The organism is Pseudonocardia sp. ICBG1293 (assembly GCF_020131355.1).
GTDB lineage: Bacteria > Actinomycetota > Actinomycetes > Mycobacteriales > Pseudonocardiaceae > Pseudonocardia.
Genome location: NZ_JAHLEL010000053.1, coordinates 189535 through 215796, shown reverse-complemented (window position 1 = coordinate 215796; position 26262 = coordinate 189535). Strand labels below are relative to the sequence as shown.

At 73.8% G+C, this 26262-nt stretch carries 25 protein-coding genes; 19 read left to right on the top strand and 6 right to left on the bottom strand.

Translation table 11 applies throughout. The annotated features are described in order from the left end of the window. Positions 1-50: 50 nt before the first annotated feature. Entirely contained in the window at positions 51-716 is a 666-nt protein-coding gene (locus KPF47_RS29880; protein ID WP_224392140.1) for a GPR1/FUN34/YaaH family transporter, read from the bottom strand. 229 nt (positions 717-945) lie between these two features. On the opposite strand from KPF47_RS29880, the gene KPF47_RS29875 reads away from it, so the two are divergent. From KPF47_RS29875 to KPF47_RS29865, 3 genes are all read left to right on the top strand, one after another. Beyond that, positions 946-1800, top strand: a complete 855-nt coding sequence (locus KPF47_RS29875; RefSeq protein WP_224392139.1) for a bifunctional methylenetetrahydrofolate dehydrogenase/methenyltetrahydrofolate cyclohydrolase — start codon at positions 946-948, stop codon at positions 1798-1800. Between the two features lie 48 nt (positions 1801-1848). Beyond that, positions 1849-2157 (top strand): DUF3017 domain-containing protein, encoded by a 309-nt coding sequence (locus KPF47_RS29870; RefSeq protein ID WP_224392138.1) that lies wholly within the window; start codon positions 1849-1851, stop codon positions 2155-2157. A 397-nt stretch (positions 2158-2554) separates the two neighbouring features. After that, entirely contained in the window at positions 2555-3856 is a 1302-nt protein-coding gene (locus KPF47_RS29865; protein ID WP_224392137.1) for a DUF2252 domain-containing protein, read from the top strand. Between the two features lie 55 nt (positions 3857-3911). On the opposite strand, the gene KPF47_RS29860 is transcribed toward KPF47_RS29865, so the two are convergent. After that, positions 3912-6140, bottom strand: coding sequence for an NADP-dependent isocitrate dehydrogenase (locus tag KPF47_RS29860; RefSeq protein ID WP_224392136.1), 2229 nt, complete (start codon positions 6138-6140; stop codon positions 3912-3914). 258 nt (positions 6141-6398) lie between these two features. On the opposite strand from KPF47_RS29860, the gene KPF47_RS29855 reads away from it, so the two are divergent. The 10 genes from KPF47_RS29855 (at position 6399) to yhjD (ending at position 16302) form a co-directional block, all read left to right on the top strand. Further along, complete coding sequence (locus KPF47_RS29855) at positions 6399-6728, top strand: hypothetical protein (protein WP_224392135.1); 330 nt, start codon at positions 6399-6401, stop codon at positions 6726-6728. Between the two features lie 43 nt (positions 6729-6771). Next, positions 6772-7584 (top strand): exodeoxyribonuclease III, encoded by an 813-nt coding sequence (locus KPF47_RS29850; protein ID WP_224392134.1) that lies wholly within the window; start codon positions 6772-6774, stop codon positions 7582-7584. Beyond that, entirely contained in the window at positions 7581-8393 is an 813-nt protein-coding gene (locus KPF47_RS29845; RefSeq protein WP_224392133.1) for a hypothetical protein, read from the top strand. Before KPF47_RS29850 ends, KPF47_RS29845 begins: the two co-directional genes overlap by 4 nt. 46 nt (positions 8394-8439) lie before the next feature. Continuing rightward, on the top strand, positions 8440-8943 hold the full coding sequence (locus KPF47_RS29840; RefSeq protein WP_224392132.1) for a YbaK/EbsC family protein: 504 nt from the start codon (positions 8440-8442) through the stop codon (positions 8941-8943). 131 nt (positions 8944-9074) lie between these two features. After that, positions 9075-10139: an IS630 family transposase gene (locus tag KPF47_RS29835; protein WP_255658826.1), complete on the top strand. Its 1065-nt coding sequence runs from the start codon at positions 9075-9077 to the stop codon at positions 10137-10139. A gap of 10 nt (positions 10140-10149) precedes the next feature. Then, positions 10150-12804 carry a bifunctional FO biosynthesis protein CofGH gene (locus tag KPF47_RS29830; RefSeq protein WP_224392131.1) on the top strand — a complete coding sequence of 885 codons (2655 nt, stop codon included), beginning with the start codon at positions 10150-10152 and terminating at the stop codon, positions 12802-12804. 72 nt (positions 12805-12876) lie between these two features. Continuing rightward, positions 12877-13056 carry a hypothetical protein gene (locus KPF47_RS29825; RefSeq protein WP_224392130.1) on the top strand — a complete coding sequence of 60 codons (180 nt, stop codon included), beginning with the start codon at positions 12877-12879 and terminating at the stop codon, positions 13054-13056. A gap of 196 nt (positions 13057-13252) precedes the next feature. Continuing rightward, a complete protein-coding gene (locus KPF47_RS29820) occupies positions 13253-14155 on the top strand; it encodes a helix-turn-helix domain-containing protein (RefSeq protein WP_224392129.1) in 903 nt (300 codons plus the stop codon). A gap of 25 nt (positions 14156-14180) precedes the next feature. After that, positions 14181-15194 carry a tryptophan--tRNA ligase gene (gene trpS / locus KPF47_RS29815; protein WP_224392128.1) on the top strand — a complete coding sequence of 338 codons (1014 nt, stop codon included), beginning with the start codon at positions 14181-14183 and terminating at the stop codon, positions 15192-15194. A 43-nt stretch (positions 15195-15237) separates the two neighbouring features. Further along, on the top strand, positions 15238-16302 hold the full coding sequence (gene yhjD / locus KPF47_RS29810; protein ID WP_224392127.1) for an inner membrane protein YhjD: 1065 nt from the start codon (positions 15238-15240) through the stop codon (positions 16300-16302). 425 nt (positions 16303-16727) lie between these two features. On the opposite strand, the gene KPF47_RS29805 is transcribed toward yhjD, so the two are convergent. Next, a complete protein-coding gene (locus KPF47_RS29805; RefSeq protein ID WP_224392126.1) occupies positions 16728-17825 on the bottom strand; it encodes a D-alanyl-D-alanine carboxypeptidase family protein in 1098 nt (365 codons plus the stop codon). Positions 17826-18150: 325 nt separating this feature from the next. Next, the gene (locus tag KPF47_RS29800; RefSeq protein ID WP_224392125.1) at positions 18151-18600 is read right to left on the bottom strand and encodes an SRPBCC family protein; all 450 of its coding nucleotides are present in this window, start codon (positions 18598-18600) and stop codon (positions 18151-18153) included. 194 nt (positions 18601-18794) lie between these two features. Between KPF47_RS29800 and KPF47_RS29795 the strand changes: the two genes are divergently transcribed. Genes KPF47_RS29795 through KPF47_RS29770 form a run of 6 tightly spaced genes read left to right on the top strand, consistent with a single transcriptional unit; the run spans position 18795 to position 25483 of the window. Then, positions 18795-19943, top strand: coding sequence for a BMP family protein (locus tag KPF47_RS29795; RefSeq protein WP_224392124.1), 1149 nt, complete (start codon positions 18795-18797; stop codon positions 19941-19943). Further along, on the top strand, positions 19940-21451 hold the full coding sequence (locus KPF47_RS29790; RefSeq protein ID WP_224392123.1) for an ABC transporter ATP-binding protein: 1512 nt from the start codon (positions 19940-19942) through the stop codon (positions 21449-21451). The genes KPF47_RS29795 and KPF47_RS29790 overlap by 4 nt, the downstream gene beginning before the upstream one ends. After that, entirely contained in the window at positions 21448-22527 is a 1080-nt protein-coding gene (locus KPF47_RS29785) for an ABC transporter permease (RefSeq protein WP_224392122.1), read from the top strand. The genes KPF47_RS29790 and KPF47_RS29785 overlap by 4 nt, the downstream gene beginning before the upstream one ends. Next, entirely contained in the window at positions 22524-23759 is a 1236-nt protein-coding gene (locus KPF47_RS29780) for an ABC transporter permease (RefSeq protein WP_224392121.1), read from the top strand. Before KPF47_RS29785 ends, KPF47_RS29780 begins: the two co-directional genes overlap by 4 nt. Positions 23760-23795: 36 nt before the next feature. Next, positions 23796-24200: a cytidine deaminase gene (locus tag KPF47_RS29775; protein WP_224392120.1), complete on the top strand. Its 405-nt coding sequence runs from the start codon at positions 23796-23798 to the stop codon at positions 24198-24200. Next, the gene (locus KPF47_RS29770; protein ID WP_224392119.1) at positions 24197-25483 is read left to right on the top strand and encodes a thymidine phosphorylase; all 1287 of its coding nucleotides are present in this window, start codon (positions 24197-24199) and stop codon (positions 25481-25483) included. The genes KPF47_RS29775 and KPF47_RS29770 overlap by 4 nt, the downstream gene beginning before the upstream one ends. 76 nt (positions 25484-25559) lie before the next feature. Here the strand turns inward: KPF47_RS29770 and KPF47_RS29765 are convergent, their stop codons facing one another. Together KPF47_RS29765 and KPF47_RS29760 are read right to left on the bottom strand one after the other, a co-directional pair. Next, positions 25560-25775, bottom strand: coding sequence for a hypothetical protein (locus KPF47_RS29765; RefSeq protein WP_224392118.1), 216 nt, complete (start codon positions 25773-25775; stop codon positions 25560-25562). 36 nt (positions 25776-25811) lie between these two features. Beyond that, positions 25812-26255 carry a DUF3618 domain-containing protein gene (locus KPF47_RS29760; RefSeq protein WP_224392117.1) on the bottom strand — a complete coding sequence of 148 codons (444 nt, stop codon included), beginning with the start codon at positions 26253-26255 and terminating at the stop codon, positions 25812-25814. Positions 26256-26262: the final 7 nt, after the last annotated feature.

Genomic DNA, 26262 nt, shown 5'->3' with positions numbered 1-26262 from the left:
CCGCAGGCCCCACCGGGGACCGGCGGGGCCTGCGGGCGGTCGCGACGGGGTCAGGACTTGACGAGCGGCCCACCCATCGACATCGCACGTCCGCCCAGCGTCTGGCCGAACGCGTCGAACAGGATGTAGGCGAACACGATGCAGAACGCGAACGTCGTGATCCCGGCGATCGGGAACAGGCCCGCGTTGCCCGCGGTCACGCCGATGTAGGCCAGCACGAAGGTGATGTCGACGAGCACGAAGCCGATCGTGAACATCAGCGGCAGCCGCAGGGTGGCCAGGGTCAGCAGCACGAACACCAGGGTGAACGAGAGCAGGTAGGTCGACTGGATCGACCCGACCTGTTCGGTGGACAGGGCCTGCCCGGTGCCGGCGTCGATGATCCAGCCGTTGTTCAGGGCCATGAGCAGCACGCCGAAGCTGGTCCAGAACGCGGAGAAGACACCGAAGATCGCCGCGGTGACGCTGTCCCCGACGCGCAGCGCGACCATCGCCGACAGCAGCAGGAACAGGCCCGCCGAGAACGTCACGATCGGGATCATGCCGCCGGGAAGCGCGGTGGTGTCCAGGTAGCCCACGAACCACAGGCCCAGCGTGATGCCGGACGGCAGGAAGGTGATCAGGCCCATCAGGGCCGGGTTGGCCGCCGGGGCCGCGGCCGGGGCGGGCGGGGCAGCAGCGGCCTGCGCCCCCGCGGTGTCGCTCTCCACGCTCATGGAAAACTCCTCGTCGAGTTCGTGACCGGTCGTGCACCGGCGGTGTGATTCTGCTCTCGCGGAGATCGTTTTTCGCCCCTCCGTACGACCAGACCCCGACCTGTACCCCGGTCGCACGCAGCCGGCCCGTCGTCGCAGGTCGCGGGGGCGGTGCCCCCTACCTGCGGGACACGTACGCCTCCTTCGGTCAGGTTCGACCGGCCCCCGCGGGACCTGAGAGGATGCCCGGGTGAGCGCACGCGTGATGGACGGCAGGGCGACCTTGGCGGAGCTGCTCGACGACCTGCGGGGTCGTGTCGAGAAGCTGGCCGCCGCCGGGGTGACCCCCGGCCTGGGCACGGTCCTGGTCGGTGACGACCCGGGCTCGCACGCCTACGTACGCGGCAAGCACCGCGACTGCGCCAAGGTCGGGATCACCTCGCTGCAGCGCGAGCTCCCCGCCGATGCGAGCCAGGCCCAGGTCGAGGACGTCATCGACGAGCTGAACGCCGACCCGACCTGCACCGGGTTCATCGTGCAGCTCCCGCTGCCGGACGGCCTGGACTCCGGTGCCGCACTGGAGCGGGTCGACCCGGGCAAGGACGCCGACGGTCTGCACCCGACCAACCTGGGCCGCCTGGTGCTGGGCGAGCCGGGTCCGCTGCCGTGCACCCCGCGCGGGATCGTCGAGCTGTGCCGCCGGTTCGGCGTCGGGCTGGACGGGGCACGGGTCGTCGTCGTGGGTCGTGGCGTCACGGTCGGGCGCCCGCTGGGGCTGCTGCTGACCCGTCGCTCGGAGAACGCGACCGTCACCCTGTGCCACACCGGCACCCGGGACCTGACGGCGCACCTGCGAGAGGCCGACGTCGTCGTCGCGGCGGCGGGGCGGGCCGGGCTCATCACCGCCGACCAGATCAAGCCGGGTGCCGCGGTGCTCGACGTCGGCGTCACGCGTACCGACCTGGGGCTGGTCGGGGACGTGGCGCCCGAGGTGGCCGAGGTCGCCGGCCTGCTGGCGCCGATGCCGGGCGGCGTCGGACCGATGACCCGCGGGATGCTGCTGACCAACGTCGTGGAAGCCAGCGAACGCAGCGTGTCGGCGTGAGCACCGCGACCGGGCACGTCCCGGCGTGACGGCCGGCGGGGTGCGGTGATGGTGGCAACCCGCTCCGGGCACGGCCTGCGGGCGCGGCTGCGGGCGCACTGGCCGCTGCTCGTCGTCCTGGGCATCTCCCTGGTCGGCCTGCAGCGGGTGGTCACCGAGCACTGGCGCGAGGGGTCGGCGGCGCTGGCGGTGGCGATGCTCGTCGCCGCGGGCCTGCGGGTGGCGCTGCCGCCGGACCGGGTCGGGTTGCTCGCGATCCGCGGCCGCTACGCCGACGCGCTGGTGTACGGCGGGTTCGGTGTCGTCGTCCTGCTGCTGGCGCTGACGATCACCCAGGGCTCGCTGACGATCAGCTGAGCGCCCGGCTGCGGGAGCCGCCGGTCGTCTCCGGGCCCGCCGGGCGCCGGGTCGGAGGCCTGCGCGGGCCGGCGGGCCGCTTGCTGCCGGGTCGCCCGGGGCCGGTGCTGGTCGCGCGCGCGGAACGGCCCGGCCGGGCGGGCAGGTCGCCGGGCGGCACGGTGCGGCGGGACGGAGTGATAATGATCATCGCTGCCGGGAGTCTACCGGTGGGTACGTTCGCGACGGGACCGGGGTTGCTCCGGACGGGTTGCGTGATGTCGCCCACGGTGAGCCGGTTGATCACCCGTTGATCGCAACGACGGCCCCGCCGCCACCCGGTCGGCGGTGCCGGGTGCGGCGGCGTCCCCACGGACGGGGGTCGCCGCGCGCACCGTCCGCGAGCATGATCGCCGCCATGACCGACCGCAGCGGCCACATCGTCGACACCCTGGTCATCGCGGTCGACGACCTGATGGCGGCCGACCCGTCGGCGTTCCGGACCAAGTTCCGCAAGATGGCCGCCGATCCGTTCGCCTTCTACCGGGGCAGCGCCTGCCTGTTCTACGACGACGTCGCCCGTCGCGAGGACCCCTGGGTCGACGACCGCACCAGCCGGGTGTGGATCCAGGGCGACCTGCACGCCGAGAACTTCGGCACCTACATGGACGGCGACGGCGTGCTCGTCTTCGACGTCAACGACTTCGACGAGGCCTATCTCGGCCACTGGACCTGGGACGTCACCCGGTTCGCGGCCAGTCTGTGCCTGCTCGGCTGGCGCAAGGCGCTGTCCGACCGGTCGCTGTCGGCGCTCGTCGAGGACTACTGCCGCAGCTACCTGGCCCAGGTGCGGCACTTCGCCGACCGCGACGACGACGCGTTCTCGCTGCGTCTGGACACCACCGACGGCCCGGTCCACCAGGTCCTGCAGACCGCGCGCACCCGGACCCGGGTCGGGCTGCTCGACGCGGTCACCGAGACCGAGGGCTTCGACCGGATCCTGCGTGCCGGCCCCGGTGTCCGCACCCTCGACGACGACGAGAAGGCCGCGGTCACCACCGCGTTCGAGGCCTACGTGGCCACGATCCCGGAGTCCCGGCGCCACCGCGGCGTCGCCTACACCGTCAAGGACGTCGCCGGGCGCTCCGGCGTGGGCATCGGCAGCGCCGGGCTGCCGACGTACACGGTGCTGGTCGAGGGGCTGAACCAGGCGCTGGACAACGACATCGTCGTGTCGATGAAGCAGGGCAACGTGGCCGCGCCCTCGCGGGTGGTCACCGACGGGCGGGTGACCGCGGCGTTCCGCCACCACGGACACCGGACCGCGCTGTCGCAGCGGGCGCTGCAGGCGCACGCCGACCCGATGCTGGGCTGGACCGAGCTCGACGGCGTCGGGTTCGTCGTCGCCGAGGTCTCGCCCTACGAGGCCGACCTGGACTGGTCGGAGCTGACCGAGCCCGACGAGATCGCGCCGGTCGTCGTGGACCTGGGCCGGGCCACCGCGAAGATCCACTGCGTGGCCGACGCCGACGCCGACCACGCGCTGGTCGACTTCCGCGTCGAGGAGGCGGTCGCCGCCCGCACCGCCGGGGCCGAGGACGCGTTCGTGGAATGGGTGGTGGAGTTCGCCCACGACTACGCGCGGACGGTGCGCGCGGACGGTGCGCTGTTCGTGGAGGCCTTCCGCTCCGGGCGCATCCCGGGCGTGAGCTCGGCCTGACACGACGACGGCCCGCCCACCCGGGATCGGGAGGACGGGCCGTCGCGGTGCGGGACTACCGGCCGGCGAAGGAGTCGATCGCCTCGTTGAACGTGGCGCTCGGCCGCATGACCGTGTCGGTCTTCGCGCGGTCGACGTAGTAGTAGCCGCCCAGGTCGACGGGGTCGCCCTGGACCGCGTTCAGCTCACCGACGATCGTGTCCTCGGCCGCGGCCAGCTTCTCGGCCAGCGGGGCGAAGATCGCGGCGAGCTCGGGGTCCTCGGTCTGGGCGGCGAGGGCCTGCGCCCAGTACAGCGCGATGTAGAAGTGGCTCCCGCGGTTGTCGAGCTCCCCCACCTTGCGCGACGGGGACTTCCCGTTCTCCAGCAGCTTGCCGGTGGCCTCGTCGAGGGTCCGGCCGAGCAGCTCGGCCCGCAGCGGCTCCTCGGTCTTCGACGCCAGCATCTCCAGCGAGACGGCCAGCGCGAGGAACTCGCCGAGGGAGTCCCACCGCAGGTGGTTCTCCTTCTGCAGCTGCTGGACGTGCTTCGGCGCGGACCCGCCGGCACCGGTCTCGAACAGGCCGCCGCCGTTCATCAGCGGGACGATCGACAGCATCTTCGCCGACGTGCCCAGCTCCATGATCGGGAACAGGTCGGTCAGGTAGTCGCGCAGCACGTTGCCGGTGACCGAGATGGTGTCCTCGCCCTTGCGGGCCCGCTCCAGGGTGTAGCGGGTGGCCTCGGCGACCGGGAGGATCTCGATGGTCAGCCCGTCGGTGTCGTGCTCACCGAGGTAGGTCTCGACCTTGGCGATCAGCTGCGCGTCGTGGGCGCGCGAGGAGTCCAGCCAGAACACGGCGGGGGAGCCGGTCGCCCGGGCCCGCTCGACGGCCAGCCCGACCCAGTTGCGGATCGGGGCGTCCTTGGTCTGGCAGCCGCGCCAGATGTCGCCCTCGGCGACCTCGTGGGAGAGCCGGACCTCGCCGGAGCCGGCGTCGACGACGCGGACGGTGCCGGCGGCCGGGACCTCGACGGTCTTGTCGTGGCTGCCGTACTCCTCGGCCTTCTGCGCCATCAGGCCGACGTTCGGGACGGTGCCCATCGTCGTCGGGTCGAAGGCGCCGTTGGCCTGGCAGTGCTTGACGGTCTCGTCGTAGAGCGGGGCGTAGGACGAGTCCGGGATGACGAACTTGGTGTCCTGCAAGGCGTCGTCTGCGTTCCACATCCGGCCCGAGGTGCGGATCGCGGCCGGCATCGAGGCGTCGATGATGACGTCGCTCGGCACGTGCAGGTTGGTGATCCCCCGGGCGGAGTCGACCTGGGCCAGGGCCGGGCCGGTGGCGTAGGCGTCGGTGATCGCCTTCTCGATCGCCTCGCGCGTGTCGGCCGGCAGCTTCTCCAGCGCGGTGAGCACCGAGGCGAGGCCGTCGTCCGGGTCGGCGCCGACCGAGGCGAGGTCGTCGCCGTGGGCGGCGAAGACGTCGGCGAAGTAGGCGCGTACGGCGTGCCCGAAGATGATCGGGTCCGAGACCTTCATCATCGTGGCCTTGAGGTGCACCGAGAACAGCACGCCCTTCGCCTTCGCGTCGGCGACCTGCTCGGCGAGGAACGCCTGCAAGGCCTCGCGACGCATGACGGCGCCGTCGAACACCTCGCCGTCCAGCAGCGCGACCTTCTCCTTGAGCACCGTGACGGTGCCGTCGGTCCCGACGTGCTCGATGCGGACCGCTCCGTCACCGGCGGCGGTGAAGGAGGTCTCGGAGTGGCGGAAGTCGCCGTCGTCCATCGTCGCGACGTGGCTGGTGGAGTCGGGGCTCCAGGCGCCCATCGAGTGCGGGTGCTTGCGGGCGAAGTTCTTCACCGACAGCGGCGCGCGCCGGTCGGAGTTGCCCTCCCGCAGCACCGGGTTGACCGCGGAGCCCTTGACCGAGTCGTAGGCGGCGCGGGCGGCCTTCTCCTGCTCGGTCTGCGGGTTCTCCGGGTAGTCCGGGACGTCGTAGCCGGCGCCCTGCAGCTCGGTGATGGCCGCCTTGAGCTGCGGGATCGACGCCGAGATGTTCGGCAGCTTGATGATGTTCGCGTCCGGGGTCTTCGCCAGCTCACCCAGCTCCGACAGGGCGTCCGGGACGCGCTGGGCGTCGGTGAGCCGGTCCGGGAACTGCGCCAGGATGCGCGCCGCGAGCGAGATGTCCCGGGTCTCCACGTCCACCCCGGCCTGGCCCGCGAAGGCCTCGATGACCGGCAGGAAGGAGTGGGTCGCCAGCGCCGGCGCCTCGTCGGTGTAGGTGTAGATGAGCTTCATCGCGTCCTCAGGCCTGCCTCGGCTCGTCGTGTGTGCTGCCGTGTCCAGCGAGCGGGTCGCGACGGCGCCGGCGGACGGGCCCGGGACGACCGGGCCGGGGTCCCCGGCGCGGCGACCCGCTGACTGCGCCACACGCTATCTGTTGACCGGCCCCGCACGCCCGCAGGAGTAACCGGTCCGACACCCCACGACGGTCGAGGTCGTGGCCGCGGACCGGCTACCGTGGACGGCGGCGGCGCTCGGCGGGAGGAAACCACGGTGGCGAAGGTCTTCGGGCTCACCCGGAAGTCGATCCTGAGGGGCTGGCCGCTGGTCGGGCTCATCGGCGTCGGCCTGACCGTGGTCGCGCTCGCCTACGGCGGGGTGACCGGCAACCTGGAGACGACCGGCTGCCGCGTCGTCGTGCAGGGCGAGGCGGTGACGGTGCGCTCGGCGCCGGGTGACTCGGCGGCGCCGGTGCGCACGCTGCCGGCCGGGACCGAGATCGCGGCCGACACCATCGTCGACGGCGGCTTCCGCAAGCTCACCGAGCAGAACCAGTGGGTCCCGGTCGACTCCGTCGCCGCGACCTCCGGCAGCCGGTGCTGAACCCGTCGCGCAGCGTGATCATGGGTGCGGCACAGTAGGTGGCGTGAACGCGCTCGCCACGGTCAACGTCAACGGCGTCCGTGCGGCCGCCACCAAGGGGCTGCTGGAGTGGCTGGCGGCGACCGACGCGCGGGCGGTCTGCCTGCAGGAGGTCCGGGCCCGGCCCGACGAGCTGCCGGACGCCTTCCGCTCGGCGCTCGACCAGGGCGGCTGGCACCTGCGCCTGGCCCCGTCGATGACGGCGAAGGGCCGCAACGGCGTCGCCGTGCTGAGTCGCGAGGAGCCCGAGGCGGTGCGGATCGGCCTCGGCGATCCCACCACCGACCTCGACGGGCGCTACCTGGAGGTCGACCTGCCCGGCGGGCTCACCGTGGCCTCGCTGTACCTGCCCAAGGGCGAGGCGGGCACCCCGAAGCAGGACGCCAAGGACGCGTTCTGCGCCGCGTTCGGCGACCACCTGCGCACCGCGTTCGACCGGTGCGCCGCCACCGGGCGGCAGATGGTCGTCGGCGGGGACTGGAACATCGCCCCCACCGAGCTGGACCTGCGCAACTGGCGCGGGAACCGGCGCAGCTCCGGGTTCCTGCCGCACGAGCGGGAGTGGTTCGCGAAGCTGCTCGAGCACGGCTGGCGCGACGTGGTCCGCGAGCGGCACCCTGGCGTCGACGGGCCGTACTCGTGGTGGAGCTACCGCGGGCGGGCCTTCGACAACGACGCCGGGTGGCGGATCGACCACCTGCTCACCACCCCCGGGCTCGCCGACGCGGCGCACGAGGCCGTCGTGGACCGGGCGCCCGCGCACGACCGGCGCTTCTCCGACCACGCCCCCGTCGTCGTCCGGCTGGGGGCCGCGTGATCGCCGGCCGGATGGTCGGCGGCCGCTACCTGCTGCTCGACGAGCTGGACCGGCGCGGCTTCGGGCCGACCCACCGCGCCGAGGACCGGATCACCGGCCGCACCGTCGCCGTCACCGAGATCGCGCTGCCCGCGGTGGCCGGGGTGCGGGAACGCCTGCTGACCGAGGTGCGGGCCGCCGGCCGGCTGCGCCACCCGTCGGTCGTCGGGGTGCTGGACCTGGTCACCGACCGGTCCTCGGCCGGCGACATGCGCGAGTACCTGGTCACCGAGCACCCGGACGCGCGGCCGCTGGGCGCGGTCGTCGGGACGGCGCCACCCTCGCCCCGGCAGGTCGCGCTCGTCGGCCAGGACGTGCTGGCCGCACTGCGCGCGGTGCACGCCGACGGCGGCACCCACGGCGGCCTCGACGCCGACGCGGTGCTGGTGACCGCCGACGGCCGTGCCCTGCTCACCGACGTCGGCCTCGCCCGCGCGGTGGGGCCGCGCCCCGGCGGGAACGGTGCGCCCGGCGCGCCCGAGGGCGCCGACACCCCGGCCGCGGACCTCTGGTGCCTGGGCGCCGTCCTGCGTGAGGCGGCGGACCCGCCCCTGCCGGTGGGCGGCGCGCTCGCGACGGTCCTGGACGGCCTCACCGCCGACGACCCGGCCGAGCGGCCGACCCACGACCGGGCCGCCGAGCTGTTCGAACGCGGCGCCCGGCCCCGGTCCCCGGGCGGGGACCTCGGCCGCAACCGCTGGATCCTGCTGGGTGTGGCCGGCGTGCTGGCCGTGGTCGTCGTCGTGCTGCTGGTCCTCGCCGTCCTCTGAGGAATCGCGGCGGCGCGTGCGGCGCGACGGGGGCAGGATGGGCCCGATGAGCCGCAGCGTCGAACACCCCGCCGACCACCCCCGCGTCGCCGCCGTGAAGGAGGCGCTGCGCCGCGCCGGTGCCGCTCCCTCGTCGATCGCGGGCCTGGTGCTGCTGCCGGACGCGGTGACCACCGCGGCCGCGGCGGCCGCCGCGCTGGAGGTGGAGGTCGGCCAGATCGCGAACTCGCTGGTCTTCGACGCCGACGGCGCCCCGCTGCTCGTGCTCACCTCCGGGGCACACCGGGTCGACACCGGGAAGGTCGCCGCACTGGTCGGCGCGCAGCAGGTCGGCCGGGCGTCGAAGGAGCGCGTGCGCGAGGCGACCGGGCAGGTCATCGGCGGGGTCGCCCCCGTCGGGCACCCGGCGCCGCTGCGCACCCTGGTCGACGTCGCGCTGGGGGAGTTCGACCGGGTCTGGGCGGCGGGCGGGGTGGCCCGTTCGGTGTTCCCGACGACGTTCGACGAGCTCGTCGCCGTCACCGGTGGCACGCCCGCCGAGGTGGCCTGAGCGTATTCCCGGATCCACGGTGATCCATCGCCGGAAAACCGACGGTCGCTGTGGTGATCGGTGAAACCTAGTGTTGCGGTAACTAGGTTACTTTACTCACGGGCTGGTTTACGGGATCATGAGCTGTGCCGTTGACTGTGACCGTGGACGTTCCGGCCGCCGACCGCGAGGTGCTGGAGTCCTGGCTGCGTTCCTCGTCGGTTTCGGCGGGACTGGCCCGACGGGGCAGGATCGTGTTGCTGGCCGCGGACGGGGTGGCGGTCAAGGACATCGTCACACTGGTCGGGGCGTCGAAGGCGACGGTGATCGGGTGGAAGAAGCGTTACGCCGCTGAGGGGATCGCCGGGCTGGCCGACCGGCCCAAGGCGGGCCGGCCGCCGGTGATCGACGAGGTCGCGGTCGTGCTCGCCACGCTGGAACCGCCGCCTGAGCGGCTCGGAGTCACGCACTGGTCGTCACGGCTGCTCGGTGCCGAGCTCGGGATCTCCCACGTGTGGATCGGCAAGATTTGGCGGCGGTGGGGGCTGCAGCCGTGGAAGTCCGAGACGTTCAAGTTCTCCACCGATCCCGAGCTCGAAGCCAAGGTCCGCGACATCGTCGGGTTGTATCTGAACCCGCCGGACAAGGCCGTCGTGCTCTGCGTCGACGAGAAATCCCAGGTCCAGGCCCTGGACCGGACAGCGCCGATCCTGCCGATCATGCCCGGTATCCCGGAGAAACGGACGCATGACTACGTCCGTCACGGCACCACCACGCTGTTCGCGGCGTTAGAGGTCGCGACCGGGCGGGTCGAGCAGGCGTGCCTGCCGCGGCATCGCCATCAGGAGTTCCTGCGGTTCCTCAAGCAGGTCGCGAAGGCCTACCCGCGGCGCAAGCTGCACCTGGTGGTGGACAACTACGCGACCCACAAGCACCCCGCAGTGAAGGCCTGGCTGGCCCGCAACCCGCGGATCACCCTGCACTTCACCCCGACCTCGGGATCGTGGCTGAACATGGTCGAGGTCTTTTTCGGGGTCATCACCCGCCAGGCCATTCGCCGTGGCAGCTTCGGCAGCGTCAGAGAACTGATCGGCGCGATCGGCCGGTTCATCGACGGCTGGAACGAACGCTGCCACCCGTTCATCTGGACCAAACCCGCAGACCACCTACTCAACCACTGCCGACCCGGTCAAAGAACATCGTTTACGCGACACTAGTGTGGGTGGCATGGCCGATACTCCTGCCGCCCCTGTCCCGGCCGAGGCCGTACCGCCGGTCGGTCTCCCGACCCCCGCACCCGCCGAACCCGTCCCGACGACCTCGGCGTTCCGCCGGGCCCTGCGCCGGGTCCGGGACGGAGCGACCCTCGACGTCACCGAGGCCGCCGTGCTGCTCGCCGCCCGCGGCGAGCACCTCGACGAGCTGCTCGGCCACGCCGGCCGGGTCCGCGACGCGGGGCTGGTCGAGGAGGGCCGCCCCGGCGTCGTCACCTACTCCCGCAACGTCTTCATCCCCCTGACCCGGCTCTGTCGCGACCGTTGCCACTACTGCACCTTCGCGACCGTCCCGCACAAGCTCGAGGACATGTACCTGGAGCGCGACGAGGTCGTCGAGATCGCCCGCCAGGGCGCCGCGCAGGGCTGCAAGGAGGCCCTGTTCACCCTCGGCGACCGCCCCGAGGACCGCTGGCCGCAGGCCCGCGAGTGGCTCGAGGCGCGGGGCTACGACTCCACCCTCGACTACGTCCGGGCGTGCGCGATCGCGGTCCTGGAGGAGACCGGGCTGCTGCCGCACCTCAACCCCGGCGTCATGAGCTGGGAGGAGCTGACCCGGCTCAAGCCGGTCGCGGCCAGCATGGGGATGATGCTGGAGACGACCTCGCAGCGGCTGTTCGAGAAGGGCGGCCCGCACTTCGGCAGCCCCGACAAGGAGCCCGCGGTCCGGCTGCGCACGCTGACCGACGCCGGCCGCGTCGGCGTCCCGTTCACCACCGGCATCCTGATCGGCATCGGCGAGAACCGCACCGAGCGGGCCGAGTCGCTGTTCGCGATCCGCTCCGCGGCCCGTGCGCACGGGCACGTGCAGGAGGTGATCGTCCAGAACTTCCGGGCGAAGCCGGACACCGCGATGGCGAACGACCCGGACGCCGACCTGGAGGACCTGGCCGCCACCATCGCGGTCGCCCGGCTGGTGCTGGGGCCGAAGGTGCGGCTGCAGGCGCCGCCGAACCTCGTCGGTGACGAGCAGGCGCTCATGCTGCGCGCCGGGATCGACGACTGGGGCGGTGTCTCCCCGGTGACGGTGGACCACGTGTCCCCGGAGATGCCCTGGCCCGCCGTCGACGAGCTCGCCGCGATCACCGAGGCGGAGGGCTTCGCGCTGCAGGAGCGGCTCACCGCCTACCCGAAGTACGTGCGCGCCGGGTCGCCGTGGATCGACGCGCGGCTGCACGGCCACGTCGCCGCGCTGTCCGGGCCGGACGGGCTCGCCCGGCCCGACGCCGTCGTGCAGGGGCGGTCGTGGCAGGAGCCCGACGGCGGGTTCGCCTCGACCGGGCGCACCGATCTGAACTCCACGATCGACACCACCGGGCGCACCGAGGACCGCCGCAGCGACTTCGGCGACGTCTACGGCGACTGGGACGAGGTGGCCGCCGAGCTGGAGCACCAGCGCGCCGGACACGGGGCGGTGCCCGAGCGGCTGGACTCCGACGTCCGCGCCGGGCTCGACCTGGCCGCGTCCGACCCGGCGGCGCTGCTCGACCCGGCGCACGCCGACGCGGCGATGGCCGTGCTGACCGCCGACGGGCCCGCGCTGCGCACCCTGCTCGACCTCGCCGACGACGTGCGCAGGCAGGTCAACGGGGACGACGTCACCTACGTGGTCAACCGCAACATCAACTTCTCGAACGTCTGCTACGTCGGCTGCCGGTTCTGCGCGTTCGCCCAGCGCGAGCGCGACGCCGACGCCTTCCGGCTCTCGCTCGACGAGGTCGCCCAGCGCGCCGCGGAGGCGGCCGCCGACGGCGCGACCGAGGTCTGCGTGCAGGGCGGCATCGACCCGCAGCTGCCGGTGTCGTTCTACGCCGACCTGGTCCGCGCGGTCACCACGGCCGTGCCGGGGATGCACGTGCACGCGTTCTCGCCGATGGAGATCGTCTCCGCCGCGGCCAAGGCCGGGGTGTCGATCCGGGAGTGGCTGTCCGAGCTGAAGGCCGCCGGGCTCGGCTCGATCCCGGGCACCGCCGCCGAGATCCTCGACGACGAGGTCCGCTGGGTGCTGACGAAGGGCAAGCTGCCGGCGTCGCAGTGGATCGAGGTCGTCTCCACCGCGCACGAGCTGGGCATCCCGAGCAGCTCGACGATGATGTACGGCCACGTCGACGAGCCCCGGCACTGGCTCGGGCACCTGCGCACGCTGGCGTCGATCCAGGACAGGTCGCTGGAGGCGGGTGCCGCGTCGTTCACCGAGTTCGTGCCGCTGCCGTTCGTGCACCACAACGCCCCGATCTACCTGGCCGGGATCGCCCGGCCGGGCCCCACGGAGCGCGACAACCGGGCGGTGCACGCGTTCGCCCGGCTCGCGCTGCACGGCCGGATCGACCACGTCCAGTGCTCCTGGGTCAAGCTCGGCGACGACCTCGCCGCGGACATCCTGGCCGGGGGAGCCGACGACATGGGCGGCACGCTGATGGAGGAGACCATCTCCCGGATGGCCGGCTCGGAGAACGGCTCCGAGCGCTCGGTCGCCGAGCTCACCGCGATCGCCGCGGCCGCCGGGCGTCCGGTCCGGCAGCGGACGACGACCTACCGCGGCGAGCCCCGGGTGCTCACCCCGGCGACGGGCACCGGTCCCCGGATGCTGCCGCTGACCCCGGCCTGATCCCGGCCGGTCCCGCGCCGCCCCCGGGCCGCGCGGGACCGGCACCTCCGCCGACCGTCGTACGGTGGCGGTATGGGTGTGCTCGGAGAGATGTTCCCGCGGAAGCGGATGCACGAGGACGCGGACGCCGCGCAGGGCGGGCAGCAGTGGCGGCTGGGCCCGATCGACCTCGACAAGGGCGTGGTGACCGTCGAGGCCGCACCGCAGCCCGCGGACCCGGAGCCGCACGAGGAGGACCCGGCGGGCGGGTGAGGAGCTGACCGGGACGACGCCCCGCGGCTGCCGCAGCCCCCTCACCGCGCTGCCGCAGGACGCCCGCCCCGGCCGGTGGGCCGACCCCCCGTCCGGCCCACCCCACCGACAGTCACACACGCGGGCGCGGCTTCGATCGGCAGAGTGAGGACAACGGTACGATCTTGAGCAGTCCGAGGTCAAGGGAGGCGAGCAGGTGCGGCCGCAGGAGCTGGGCGCCGTGGGGCGCGGTCTCGGCCTGCTCGCCGACACCTGGACGCTGCTGATCCTGCAGCGCGCCTTCCTCGGGGTGACCCGGTACGCCGGGTGGCGGGAGACCCTGAACATCTCCGACGCGACACTGTCGGCGCGGCTCCGGGGACTCGTCGAGGCCGGTCTGCTGGAGCCCCGCACCTATGTCGACGGCGGCCGTGAACGCCGCGGCTACGGCCTCACCGAGCGCGGCGGGGACATCTGGAAACTGCTGATCTGCACCTGGGACTGGGAGAAGAGCTGGGTGCCGCGGGAGGTCCCGCTGCCCGAGATCGTGCACCGCGACTGCGGGCGCCCCACCCGGGTGCGGGTGTGCTGTGCGGCCTGCGGCAGCGCGGTCGGTCCGCGGGACACCGAGGTCGAGCGTGCGGCGTGCGCACCGGGGCTGGAGCTGCTGGCCCGCAGGCACCCGCGGCGCACCCGCGGCACCCTTCCCGAGGACCCGCTGTCGTTCCTGCCCGGCGCGATGGAGATCATCGGTGACCGGTGGGGCGCGACCGTCGTCGGTGCCGCGCTCATCGGGATCCGGGCGTTCACCGGCTTCGCCCACGAGCTCGCGATCTCCCCGGAGGTGCTGTCGGACCGGCTGCGCCGGTTCGTCGCGCTCGGGGTGCTCAGCCGCAGCGGCGACGGCGAGTACCGCCTCACCGACAAGGGGCGCGCCTGCTTCCCGATCCACGCCTGCCTGGTCGAGTGGTCCCACCGGTGGTGCGCCGAGGAGGGCGTCCCGATCGATCTCACGATCCGCCACCGGGCGTGCGGGGAGCCGCTGCGGGTGCGCCTGGACTGTGAGCAGTGCGGGCAGCCGTTCGCCCGGGACTCGGTGTCCCCGGTGCGCCCGAGGTGAGCGCCGGTAGGGAAACATGGCGGGCATGAACGACGCCCACCGTCCCCGCGTGCTGTCCGGGATCCAGCCCACGGCCGACTCGTTCCACCTCGGCAACTACCTGGGTGCGCTGCGGCAGTGGGTGGACCTGCAGGACGACCACGAGGCGTTCTACTGCGTGGTGGACCTGCACGCGATCACGGTGGAGCACGACCCGGCGGAGCTCGCCCGGCGCACCCGGGTCGCGGCGGCCCAGCTGCTCGGGCTGGGCCTGGACCCGGACCGCTGCACGCTGTTCGTGCAGTCGCACGTCCCGGAGCACGCCCGGCTCTCCTGGATCCTGGAGTGCATCACCGGTTTCGGCGAGGCGGGCCGGATGACCCAGTTCAAGGACAAGTCCGCCAAGCAGGGCACCGACCGCGCGACGGTGGGCCTGTTCACCTACCCGATCCTGCAGGCCGCGGACATCCTGCTGTACCAGGCCGACCGGGTCCCGGTCGGGGAGGACCAGCGCCAGCACCTGGAGCTGACCCGCAACCTCGCACAGCGGTTCAACCACCGCTTCGGCGAGACGTTCCGGGTGCCCGAGCCGCACATCCCGCAGGCCACGGCGAAGATCTACGACCTGCAGGACCCGACGGCGAAGATGAGCAAGTCGGCCTCGTCGCCGAGCGGGATCGTCGAGCTGCTCGACCCGCCGCGGACCTCGGCCAAGAAGATCCGCTCGGCGGTCACCGACAACGAGCGCGAGATCCGCTTCGACCCGGAGCACAAGCCGGGCATCGCCAACCTGCTGACGATCAACGCGGCGATGACCGACCGGAAGGTCGCCGAGGTGGAGGCCGAGTACGCCGGCCGCGGCTACGGCGACCTGAAGAAGGACCTCGGCGAGATCGTCGCCGCGTTCGCGGAGCCGTTCGCGGAGAAGGTGAACGGCTACCTCGCCGACCCGGCCGAGCTCGACCGGGTGCTCGCCCGCGGTGCCACCCGGGCGCGTGAGGTCTCCGGCGCGACACTGGCCGCGGTTCACGAGAGGATCGGGTTCCTCCCGCCCGTCTGAGCCGTGCGCCCGGGGCGGGGAGCACCACCGAACCGGGGGAATGATGGCCGAGAACCGCGCCGCCACGATCGCGCACCGGCTGGAGACCGACGAGGAGGAGACCGACACCTTCCTCGACCGCCAGCGGGAGAAGCATCCGTGGCTGGACCACCTGGTCCGGGCCGGGGAGCGTTACACCGAGAACCACGGTGACCACTACGCCGCGGCGATCACCTACTTCTCGATCCTGGCGCTGGTACCGCTGCTGATGGTGGCGTTCGCCGCCGCCGGGTTCGTCCTGCGCGGCAACGAGGAGCTGCTCGGGTCGCTCCAGGCCTCGATCCAGTCGGCCGCGCCGGGACAGATCGGCGAGCTGCTCGGCGGGATCGTGCAGACCGCGATCGACCGGGCCGGGGCCATCGGTCTGATCGGTCTGGTCGGCGCGCTGTACTCGGGCATCGGCTGGATGAGCAACCTGCGCGAGGCGCTCACCGAGCAGTGGGGGCAGCGCGACGACGCCCCGCCGATGATCAAGCGGCTGGCGTTCGACCTGCTCGCCCTGCTGGGGCTGGGGCTGGCCCTGGTGCTGTCGTTCGCGATCTCCTCGATCGGTGGCGCGGCGGGCCGGTTCCTGCTCGACCTCGTCGGCCTCGGCGAGGCGACGTGGGCCCGGGTGCTGCTGAGCATCGCCTCGTTCCTGCTCGTGCTGGCCGGCAACTGGCTGGTGTTCCTCTGGGTGATCGCCCGCCTGCCCCGTGAACCCGTGTCGCTGCGCAGCGCGGCCAGGGCGGCACTGATCGGTGCGATCGGGTTCGCGATCCTGCAGCGGGCGATGGTGCTCTACCTCGGCTCGGTCACGAACTCGGCGGCGGGCGCCGCCTTCGGCTCGATCCTCGGTCTGCTGGTCTTCATCTTCTTCACCTCGCGGTTCCTGCTGTTCGTCACCGCGTGGGCGGCGAGCGCCGAGGAGAACGACCAGGGCCCGCGTGACCTCCCGGCCCCGGCGATCATCCGGCCGCAGTACGTCGTCCGGGACGGTCCGGGCGCGCTGGCCTCGGCGGGCCTGGTGACCGCGGGGCTGATCGGCGGCGCACTCGGCCTGCGGGCCCTGGGGCGCCGGCGGCGCTGACGGGGCTGACCCGGGCGCTACGCGCGGGACCGTGTGGCGGGCCGCGCTCCGCGGGATCGTGCGACGAGCAGTGCGCTCCGCGGGGGCGTGAGTCGGGTCGTCGCACTGCGGGGCCGTGCACCGGGTCACGGCCCCGCGGCGGCTGCCTGCCGGTCCGTGGGGCGCCGAGCGGAGCCGACGCCGCCGCCCGTCCCCGGGCTGTGGGGACGACATTCGCTTACCCGGTAAGCGAATGGCCGACAGGGGTGTCCCTCGTCGTTCCCGCGATGGGGTGGCGGGGCCGGCCGGAGCGGGTTCCCGGGCGGGGTCGCGACGAACGTCGACCCGACGAACGGTGCGCCGGGGGAGAGTCCCGGGGCACGCGCCGCCCCGGGGTCCGTGCGTCCGCACCGTCGGCGTCCGCACCGTCGGTATCCGTGCCCGGGTCAGCGACGCCGGCGCAGCCGCGCGGCCACCAGCGCCCCGACGCCGGCGAGCGCGGCGACCCCGCCGACCAGCACCGCGGCCGGGACCGGCGGGGCGCCCGCGGCATCCGGGGCGCCGGTCGTCGTCACCTCACCGGTGCTCCCGTCCGCGCTCCCGTCCGCGCTCCCGGGGGCCGTCGCGCCGCCCGCGGGGGCCGCTGCGCCGGGGGCCGCGGCGCCGGGGGGCGTGTCCGAGCCCGCGCCGGAGCCGGTGGTGCCCGGCCCGACCAGCGTCCCGATCCCCGTGGCCGGGGCGCCGAAACCCCAGTCCAGCAGGGCCCTGGCCTGGCCGACCATCCGCACCGGCCGCTGCTCACCGCGTACCACGGCGGCGACCAGCCGCCGCCCGTCACGCTCCATCGCGCCGACGAAGGTGTGCCGGGCGGCATCGGTGAAGCCGTTCTTCCCGCCGAGGAAGCCGGGGGTGCCGAGCAGCCGGTCGTCGTTGCCGAGCAGGAAGCCGGGCTTGTCGGCGAACCCGGGGAAGGCGATGTTCCGGGTCGTCAGCGTGGCCGCGATCCGCGGCCGCTCCAGGGCGGCGCGCAGCAGCAGGCCCAGGTCGTAGGCCGACGCGGACATCCCCGGGCCGTCGAGGCCCGCCGGCGTCGCGGGGCGGGTGTCGAGGGCGCCGAGCCTGCGGGCCTCGTCGCGCATCGCGGCCGGCGTCGCGGGGACCCCGCCGAGCTCGCGGGCCAGGGCGTTCGCGGCGTCGTTGCCCGAGGACAGCAGCAGCCCGTGCAGCAGCTGGTCGACCGTGTAGCGGCCGCCGGGGCCGAGCCCGGCCCGGCTGCCGTCGACGTTCGCGTCCTCGGCGGTGCCCACCACCACCCGGTCCATCGGCAGCCGCTCGTCGACCACCAGCGCGAGCAACAGCTTGATCGTCGAGGCCGGCCGCTGCCGGGCGTGCGGGGCACGGGCGGCGAGCACCGCCCCGGAGTCCAGGTCGGCGACGACGTAGGACGCCACCCCGACCGGGGGCGGCGGTACGGCGCCCGCGTGCGCGTCGCCGCAGCCGGCGAGCCCGCCGACCGGCGGAGACGGGACGGGCAGCGGCGCCACCGGCACCGTCTCCTCGCGCGCGGGCGGGCCGGGCGGGACGGCCTGCCCCGGGCAGCCCGCTGGTGGCGGGGGTGCCGGCGAGCGCGGTCCCCGGCAGCCCGAGCAGCGTCAGCACCACGAGGAACGCGAGCGGCCCGGTGGGGCGCCGGCGTCCGGGGGAGACGGTCACCGTTGCAGCATGACCCACCGGTCCCGCGCCGGCACCGGCCCGCCGGGTACCGGCACCGCCCGCCGCGACGCCGGACCACGGCCACCGGGAGGGGACGCGGGGCGGGGCACCGCCGGGCACACTCCGCGCCCGCCGACCGGCCCCGCCGCCCACGCCTCAGCGCTCGACGATCTCCGTGACCCGGTCCAGGCTGCGTTCCAGGCCCTCGCGCATCATGCCCTCGCGGTCCCGGCCGAGGATCCCGCTGCGCTGCAGCAGCCGCACCGGGAGCGCGGCCCGGCCGGTCTTCTCCCGCCAGGCGACGACCGTCGTCGCACCGTCGGCGGTGGGCTCCAGGACCCAGCCCCACGCCGTCCTCGACTCGTCGACGACGAAGGTGAACCGGTGGGGCGGCTCGCACTCGGTGACCCGGCAGCGGGTCGCCCAGCGGATCCGGCCGTGCCGGTTGCCGCCGGTGAACCGCGCACCCACGGCGGGGCCGGTCGCACCACCGCGCCACCGCCCACCGGTCGCCTCCGGGCTCCACTCACCGGCCCGGGTGATGTCGGAGACCAGCTCCCACACCCGCTCCGGTGGCGCCTGCACCGTCCGTTCCGCGCGATCCATCGATCCTCCTCCGGCGACTGCCACCCTGTCCCGGTACAAGATCGTCCGGGTGCCCGGACGGTACCGTCCGTCAACCGCTCGACGATTCCGCGTCACGGCCGTGTTTCGAGTTCTGCCCAAACCGATGTCCAGCGGTTACCGTCCCGTCCGGACACGCGCCGCCGACCGGTGGCGCCGGAGGGGGAGGTCACCTCGTGCGGATCAACCAGCGCATCGGAGGCAGGGGCCGGTACGCGACCGCGATCGCGCTCGTGGCCGCGGCGGCACTCACGCTCGCGGGCTGCGCCCGCGACACCGGCGGGGGCGGTGGGGCCCAGGCCGGGGAGTGCGAGCGCGTCGCGCCGCCGTCGGTCCCGGCCGCGTCGGCCCAGCCGGCGCCGGAGGCCCCGAAGGCGGACGCGAGCCGGCTCAGGGTCGGGCTCGCCTACGACATCGGCGGCCGGGGCGACGCCTCGTTCAACGACGCGGCCGCCGCGGGTCTCGACCGCGCCGTCGCCGAGCTGGGGCTGGAGAAGGCCAACACGCGCGAGGTGACCGCCCAGGCGGGCGAGAGCGAGGACGCCGGCACCAACCGGCTGCGCCAGCTCGCGCAGGGCGGGTTCAACCCGATCATCGCGGTCGGCTTCAACTACGCCACCGGTGTGCAGGCCGTCGCGACCGAGTTCCCGGACGTCCAGTTCGCCATCGTCGACGACGACACGGTCGAGCTGCCCAACGTCAAGCCGCTGGTGTTCGCCGAGGAGCAGGGCTCGTTCCTGGTCGGTGCCGCGGCCGCGCTGAAGACCACGACCTGCAAGGTCGGGTTCATCGGCGGCGTCGACAACCCGCTGATCCAGAAGTTCGACGCCGGCTACGAGCAGGGCGCGAAGGCCGTCGCACCGAGCATCGACGTCGAGTCGGCCTACATCTCCCCGGCGGGTGACTTCACCGGCTTCAACGACGCCACCCGCGCCACCGAGATCGCGTCCGGCCAGTACGACGGCGGCGCCGACATCGCCTTCGCCGCGGCGGGCCAGTCGAACCAGGGTGTCTTCGCCGCGGCGCAGACCGCACAGCGCAAGGCCATCGGCGTCGACTCCGACCAGTACAACTCGCCGCAGCTGACCCAGGTCCGGGACACGATCATGACCTCGATGATCAAGCGGGTGGACGTGGCCGTCTACGACTACATCAACGCGGTCGCGGGCAACACCGTCGCGCAGCTCCCGGCGCGGTTCGACCTGACCAACAACGGCGTCGGCTACTCCACCTCCGGTGGTCAGGTCGACGACATCGTCCCGCAGCTCGAGGCGTACAAGGCCGCGATCATCGCCGGACAGATCGACGTCGCGTCCACCAAGTGACCGACGAGCGCCACGCGGTCGTACTGCGCGGGATCACCAAGCGGTTCCCCGGCGTCGTCGCGAACGACGGCGTGGACCTCACCGTCACCCACGGCGAGGTCCACGCCCTCTGCGGCGAGAACGGGGCCGGCAAGTCGACCCTGATGAAGATCCTCTACGGGATGCAGACACCCGACGAGGGCACGATCGTCGTCGACGGCACGGACACCCACTTCCGCAGCCCCGCGGACGCGATCGCGGCGGGGATCGGGATGGTCCACCAGCACTTCATGCTGGCCGACAACCTGACCGTCGCGGAGAACGTCCTGCTCGGCGCCGAACGTCTGCACGGCATCGGGAGGGCGGCCCGCGCGCGGATCACCGAGCTGTCCGCGACCGTCGGGCTGGCCGCCCGGCAGGACGTCCTCGTCGAGCACCTCGTCGTCGCCGACCGGCAGCGCATCGAGATCCTCAAGGTGCTCTACCGCGGTGCCCGCACGGTGATCCTCGACGAGCCGACCGCGGTGCTGGTCCCGCAGGAGGTCGACGAGCTGTTCGCGACGATCGCCGCGATGCAGGCCGACGGCTACACGTTCCTGTTCATCTCGCACAAGCTCGGCGAGGTCCGTGCCGTCGCCGACCGGATCACCGTGATCCGCCGCGGCCGCACGGTCGGGACCGCGGACCCGCGGACCGTCACCAACCGCGAGCTGGCCGAGATGATGGTCGGGTCCGAGCTGCCGTCGCCGGAGACCCGCGAGTCCACCGTGACCGAGCGGGAGGTGCTGCGCGTCGAGGGCCTCGGGCTGCCCAGCCCCGACGGCGGCCGCGACCTGCTGGACGGCGTCGACCTCGTCGTGCACGCGGGTGAGGTGCTGGGGATCGCCGGCGTCGAGGGCAACGGCCAGACCGAGCTCGTCGAGACGGTCATGGGGATGCGCCGACACGCCCGCGGCCGGGTGCTGCTGAACGGCACCGACATCTCGGCGACCTCCACGATGGGCCGCCGTGAGGCCGGTATCGGCTACGTCCCCGAGGACCGGTCCCGGCACGCGCTGCTCGGCGAGCAGCCGCTGTGGGCCAACCGCGTCCTCGGCTTCCAGTCCCGGGCGCCGATCGCCCGGCGCGGGCTGCTGGACACCGCGGCCGCGCGTACCGACACCGAGCGGATCGTGCGTGACTTCGACGTGCGCACCCCCGGCATCGACGTCATGGCCGCCGCGCTGTCCGGCGGCAACCAGCAGAAACTCGTCGTCGGGCGGGAGCTGTCCGGTGACCCGGTGCTGCTGATCGCGGCCCACCCGACCCGTGGCGTCGACGTCGGCGCGCAGGCCGGGATCTGGGCCGAGCTGCGCCGCGCCCGGGCCGCCGGGCTCGCGGTGCTGCTGGTCTCGGCCGACCTCGACGAGCTGATCGGCCTGTCCGACACCCTCGCCGTCATCTCCGGCGGGCGGCTGGTCGGCACCGCCGATCCCGCTACGGTGACGCCCACCGAGCTGGGGACCAAGATGACCGGAGCCACCACGTGAGCCGGTTGCGGGGCGCCGTCGTCGCGCCCGTCCTGGCGATCGCGGTCGCCGCCCTGCTGTGCGGGATCGCGCTGGTGATCAGCGGGGCGTCGCCCTGGACCGCGATCACGACGATCCTCTCCCAGGTCGGGTCGGGCACGGTCGTCGTGGACACGGTGAACTCGGCGTCGGTCTACTACCTCGCCGCGCTGGCCGTCGCGATCGGCTTCCAGATGCGGCTGTTCAACCTCGGCGTCGAGGGCCAGTTCCGGGTGGCCGCCTGCGTCGCGGCGATCGTCGGTGGGACAGTCGCGCTGCCGCCGGTCCTGCACACCGTGCTGATCATGGTGGTGGCCCTGCTGACCGGGGCGGCCTGGGTCGCGATCCCGGCGCTGCTCAAGGCCTACCGCGGCGTCTCCGAGGTCATCTCGACGATCATGCTGAACGCGATCGCCACCGGGCTGATCGCCTACCTGATCCGCGCCGAGACCTTCGGTGAGCTGCGCGGAAACAACATCACCACCCCGCCGATCCCGGAGTCGGGCTGGTTCCCCGGTATCCCGGTCGGCAACGGCGCGATCTTCGGGATGGTGTTCGTCGCCGCCGCGCTGGGCGTCGGCTACTGGTTCCTGCTCGGACGCACCCGGTTCGGCTTCGAGCTGCGCGCCTCCGGCGAGTCGGCGACGGCCGCCGCGACCGGCGGGGTGAACGCGCGGCGCACGATCGTCGTCGCGCTGCTGCTGTCCGGGGCGGTCGCGGGACTGGTCGGGCTGCCCGAGCTGCTCGGGCGCGACCACGCCTACACGCTGTCCTCGCCGCAGGGCTACGGCTTCACCGGCATCGCGATCGCACTGCTGGGCCGCAACCACCCCGTCGGCATCGCGCTCGGTGCGTTGTTGTGGGCGTTCCTGGACAAGTCCGCGGTGGCGCTCGACGTCGTCGGCATCCCGCGGGAGATCGTGCTGATCATGCAGGGTCTGATCGTGCTGTCGGTGGTCGTCGCCTACGAGGTCGTCCGCCGGGTCGAGCGCCGGGCCGAGCAACGGCGGGTGGCCGCCGCGGCCCCCGCACCGCAACCCGCGGAGGTGTCGTCGTGACCGCGGTCGGAGAACGTGCGCGGACCCTGCCCGGCTGGGCCCGGTCGGCGCTGATCGCGGCCGCGCTCGTCGCCGTCCTGGCGATCACGGTGACGCTGACCGGCCAGACCCAGCTGACCTCCGGCGGCACCGCGTCCGCCGCGGTCCGGCTCGGACTGCCGATCCTGCTCGCCGGCCTGGGCGGCCTCTGGGCCGAGCGCGCCGGGATCATCAACATCGGCCTCGAGGGCATGATGGTGCTCGGCACCTGGGGTGCGGCCTGGGCCGGTTACCAGTGGGGTCCGTGGGCGGCGATGCTCGGCGGGCTCGTGTTCGGCGCGCTCGGTGGGTTGCTGCACGCCGTCGCGACGGTGACGTTCAACGTCAACCACATCGTCTCCGGCGTCGCGATCACCCTGCTCGGCACCGGGCTGACGAAGTACCTGGCGACGCTGGTGTTCACCCCGGTCTCCCAGAACCCGCGCCAGTCCCCGCGGCTGGAGGGGTTCACCGAGTACTCGGTCCCCGGGGTGTCCGAGGGCCTCACGGCCCTGGAGTCCCAGCAGCGGGTCTTCGTCTCCGACCTCGCCGGGCTGCTGTCCGGTCTGGTCACCGGGCTGACGCCGATCCTCGTCATCGGGGTCGCGCTGGTCCCGCTGAGCTACTGGATCCTGTGGCGGACGGCGTTCGGGCTGCGGCTGCGCAGCGCGGGCGAGTCGCCGGTCGCGGCCGAGTCGCTCGGGGTGAACGTCGTGCTGCACAAGTACGTCGCGGTCACGATCTCCGGTGCGCTCGCCGGTCTCGGCGGCGCGGCGCTGGTGCTCAACCCCGGCCAGCTCGGCTACCTGGAGAACCAGGTCGGCGGCCGCGGGTACATCGGCCTCGCTGCGATGATCTTCGGGAACTGGCGTCCGGCCGGGCTGCTCGTCGGCTCGGCGCTGTTCGGCTACGTCGACGGCCTGCAGCTGCGGGCCGGCGGCGAGGCCGTGCACGCGCTGCTCTACGGCGCGACGCTGGTCGCGGTCGTCGTCGCGGTGCTGTGGGCGATCCGCCGGATGTGGACCTCGGCGGCCGTCGCGCTGGTCGCGGGGCTCGCGGTGTACGCGATCTACTGGTCGGTAGACACCGTGCCCAGCGAGTTCGCCTCCTACGCCCCGCAGCTGGTCACGCTGATCGTGCTCGCCGCGGCGTCCCAACGACTACGACCACCGGCCCGGCTCGGCGAGCCCTACCGGCGCGGGGAGGGACGCTAGATGGCGGGCGGGGGGCCTTCGGGTGCCGGCCGGGACATGATGCGCCCCGACGCCCCCGTCCCGGACTGGGACGCGCTGCGGGCGGCGGCGGTGCAGGCCGCGCACTGGGCCTACGCGCCGTACTCCCGGCTGCACGTCGGCGCGGCGGCGCTCGTCGACGACGGGCGGGTCGTCACCGGCTGCAACGTCGAGAACGCCTCCTACGGCCTGGGGGTCTGTGCCGAGGTGACACTGGCCGGGCAGCTGCGCGTCTCCGGCGGCGGGCGGCTGCTCGCGGTCGCCTGCCGCTCCGGCGACGGCGAGCTGCTCATGCCGTGCGGCCGCTGCCGCCAGGTGCTCCACGAGTTCGGCGGCGCCGCGCTGCTCTGCGACACCCCGCGCGGGGTGCTGCCGTTCACCGAGGTGCTGCCCGACGCCTTCGGCCCGGAGGACCTGCCGTGAGCTTCTCCGCGGTCGAGGTCATCGCGGCCAAGCGCGACTGCCGCACGCTGTCGAGGGCCCAGATCGACTGGGTGGTCGACGCCTACACCCGGGGCGAGGTCGCCGACGAGCAGATGGCGGCGCTGGCCATGGCCATCCTGCTCAACGGCATGGAGCCGACCGAGATCGCGCACTGGACCCAGGCGATGATCGACTCCGGTGAGGTCCTGGACTTCGGCGACGTCGGCCGTCCGCTGGTCGACAAGCACTCCACCGGCGGCGTCGGGGACAAGATCACGCTGCCGCTGGCGCCGCTCGTCGCCGCCTGCGGGGCGGCGGTGCCGCAGCTGTCCGGCCGCGGGCTGGGCCACACCGGGGGCACCCTGGACAAGCTGGAGGCCATCCCCGGCTGGCGTGCCTCGCTGACCACCGCGGAGATCACCGCGCAGCTGCGCGAGGTCGGCGCGGTCGTCTGTGCGACGACGCCGACGCTCGCCCCCGCCGACCGGCGGCTCTACGCGCTGCGCGACGTCACGGGCACGGTGGAGTCCGTCCCGCTGATCGCCAGCTCGATCATGAGCAAGAAGCTCGCCGAGGGCACCGGCGGACTGGTCCTCGACGTGAAGGTCGGGTCCGGTGCGTTCATGAAGACCCGCCCGCGCGCCGGGGAGCTCGCCGACGCGATGACGGCGATCGGTGCCGCCCACGGCCTGCCGACCACCGCGCTGCTCACCGACATGTCCCGCCCGCTGGGCCGCTGCGTCGGCAACGCCCTGGAGGTCGCCGAGTCGGTCGAGGTGCTGCGCGGCGGGGGACCGGCCGACCTGGTCGAGCTGACCGTCGCGCTGGCCACCGAGATGCTCGCGCTGGCCGGTCTGCCCGACGCCGACCCGGCCGCGGTCCTCGCCTCCGGTGCCGCCCACGGGGTGTGGGAGCGGATGATCGCCGCGCAGGGCGGGGACCCGACCGCACCGCTGCCGGTGGCCGCGCACGTCGAGACGGTCGTCGCCGAGCGGTCCGGGGTCTTCGCCGGTGCCGACGCGCTCGCCGTCGGCACCGCGGCCTGGAAGCTCGGCGCCGGCCGCGCCCGCAAGGAGGACCCGGTGCAGGCAGGGGCCGGGGTGCGGCTGCTGGTCGACCCGGGCGACGAGGTCCGCGCCGGGACGCCGCTGGCCGAGCTGCACACCGACGACGCCGACCGGCTGCCCGCGGCGCGGCGGCTGCTCGCCGGGGCGGCCCTGCTGATCACCGCCGATCCGCCCGCCCGGCGGGATCTGGTCCTCGACGTCCGTCGGGGCGCCTGAGCGACGTCCGGCCCGGCGCCGACGGGAGCGGTGCGGCGTGGCGGGACCGGCCGCGCCGGTCCCGCCACGCGGGCGGTCAGCGCTCCCGGACCTCCTCCTGCAGGGTCCGGCCCGCGTCCTGCGCCCGGCCCTGCACGTCGAGGGCCGCGGACCGGCCCTCGTCCTGCACGCTCGCGGCGGCCTCCTCCGCGGTCCCGCGGACCGACCGGACGGCCTGCTCCGCGGGCTCGCGCAGCGCGTCGTGCAGCTCGTGCGCGGTCTCCGCGGCCCGGTGGGCCAGCGGTCGGCCCACCTCGGCGGCCCGGTCCGTCGCCCGGGCGGCCAGCTCCTACTCGCGGGCGCTCGCCGGGAGCAGCGAGGACACCAGCCAGCCCGCGCCGAAGGCGATCAGCCCGGCCGCGAGCGGGTTGCCGCGGGTCTGCCGCCGGGCCGTCCGTGGCGCCTCGCGGGCGGTGTCGGCGACGGTGGCCGCGGCCTGCGAGGCGCGGTCGGACACGGCGTGTGCGACGTCGCCCGCCCGGTCGGCCGCCCGCTGGGCGGCGGCTCCGGCGGGGCGGTCGTCTCCGCCCATGACGGCGTCGCGCCAACTGCCGACCCGGTCCCGCACCCGGTCGACACGTCGACCGACGATGCGGCTCGGGGCGACCCGGTCGGTCAGGGCGTCGACGTCGCCGCTGAGCCGGCGCTGGGTGTGCTCGATGTCGCGGCGGATGGCGTCCGGGTCGTCGGGCGCCGTGCCGGTGGGCTCGGGGGGTGTGTGGGGGCTGGTCATCGGGGTC

Bases quoted from the DNA above. Each gene is read 5' to 3' on its own strand.
- KPF47_RS29825 (WP_224392130.1), top strand. From the start codon at position 12,877: ATGGGTGTGCTCGGAGAGATGTTCCCGCGGAAGCGGATGCACGAGGAC.
- KPF47_RS29830 (WP_224392131.1), top strand. From the start codon at position 10,150: ATGGCCGATACTCCTGCCGCCCCTGTCCCGGCCGAGGCCGTACCGCCG.
- KPF47_RS29760 (WP_224392117.1), bottom strand. From the start codon at position 26,255: ATGACCAGCCCCCACACACCCCCCGAGCCCACCGGCACGGCGCCCGAC.
- yhjD (WP_224392127.1), top strand. From the start codon at position 15,238: ATGGCCGAGAACCGCGCCGCCACGATCGCGCACCGGCTGGAGACCGAC.
- KPF47_RS29800 (WP_224392125.1), bottom strand. From the start codon at position 18,600: ATGGATCGCGCGGAACGGACGGTGCAGGCGCCACCGGAGCGGGTGTGG.
- KPF47_RS29880 (WP_224392140.1), bottom strand. From the start codon at position 716: ATGAGCGTGGAGAGCGACACCGCGGGGGCGCAGGCCGCTGCTGCCCCG.
- trpS (WP_224392128.1), top strand. From the start codon at position 14,181: ATGAACGACGCCCACCGTCCCCGCGTGCTGTCCGGGATCCAGCCCACG.
- KPF47_RS29860 (WP_224392136.1), bottom strand. From the start codon at position 6,140: ATGAAGCTCATCTACACCTACACCGACGAGGCGCCGGCGCTGGCGACC.
- KPF47_RS29840 (WP_224392132.1), top strand. From the start codon at position 8,440: ATGAGCCGCAGCGTCGAACACCCCGCCGACCACCCCCGCGTCGCCGCC.
- KPF47_RS29865 (WP_224392137.1), top strand. From the start codon at position 2,555: ATGACCGACCGCAGCGGCCACATCGTCGACACCCTGGTCATCGCGGTC.
- KPF47_RS29775 (WP_224392120.1), top strand. From the start codon at position 23,796: ATGATGCGCCCCGACGCCCCCGTCCCGGACTGGGACGCGCTGCGGGCG.
- KPF47_RS29870 (WP_224392138.1), top strand. From the start codon at position 1,849: ATGGTGGCAACCCGCTCCGGGCACGGCCTGCGGGCGCGGCTGCGGGCG.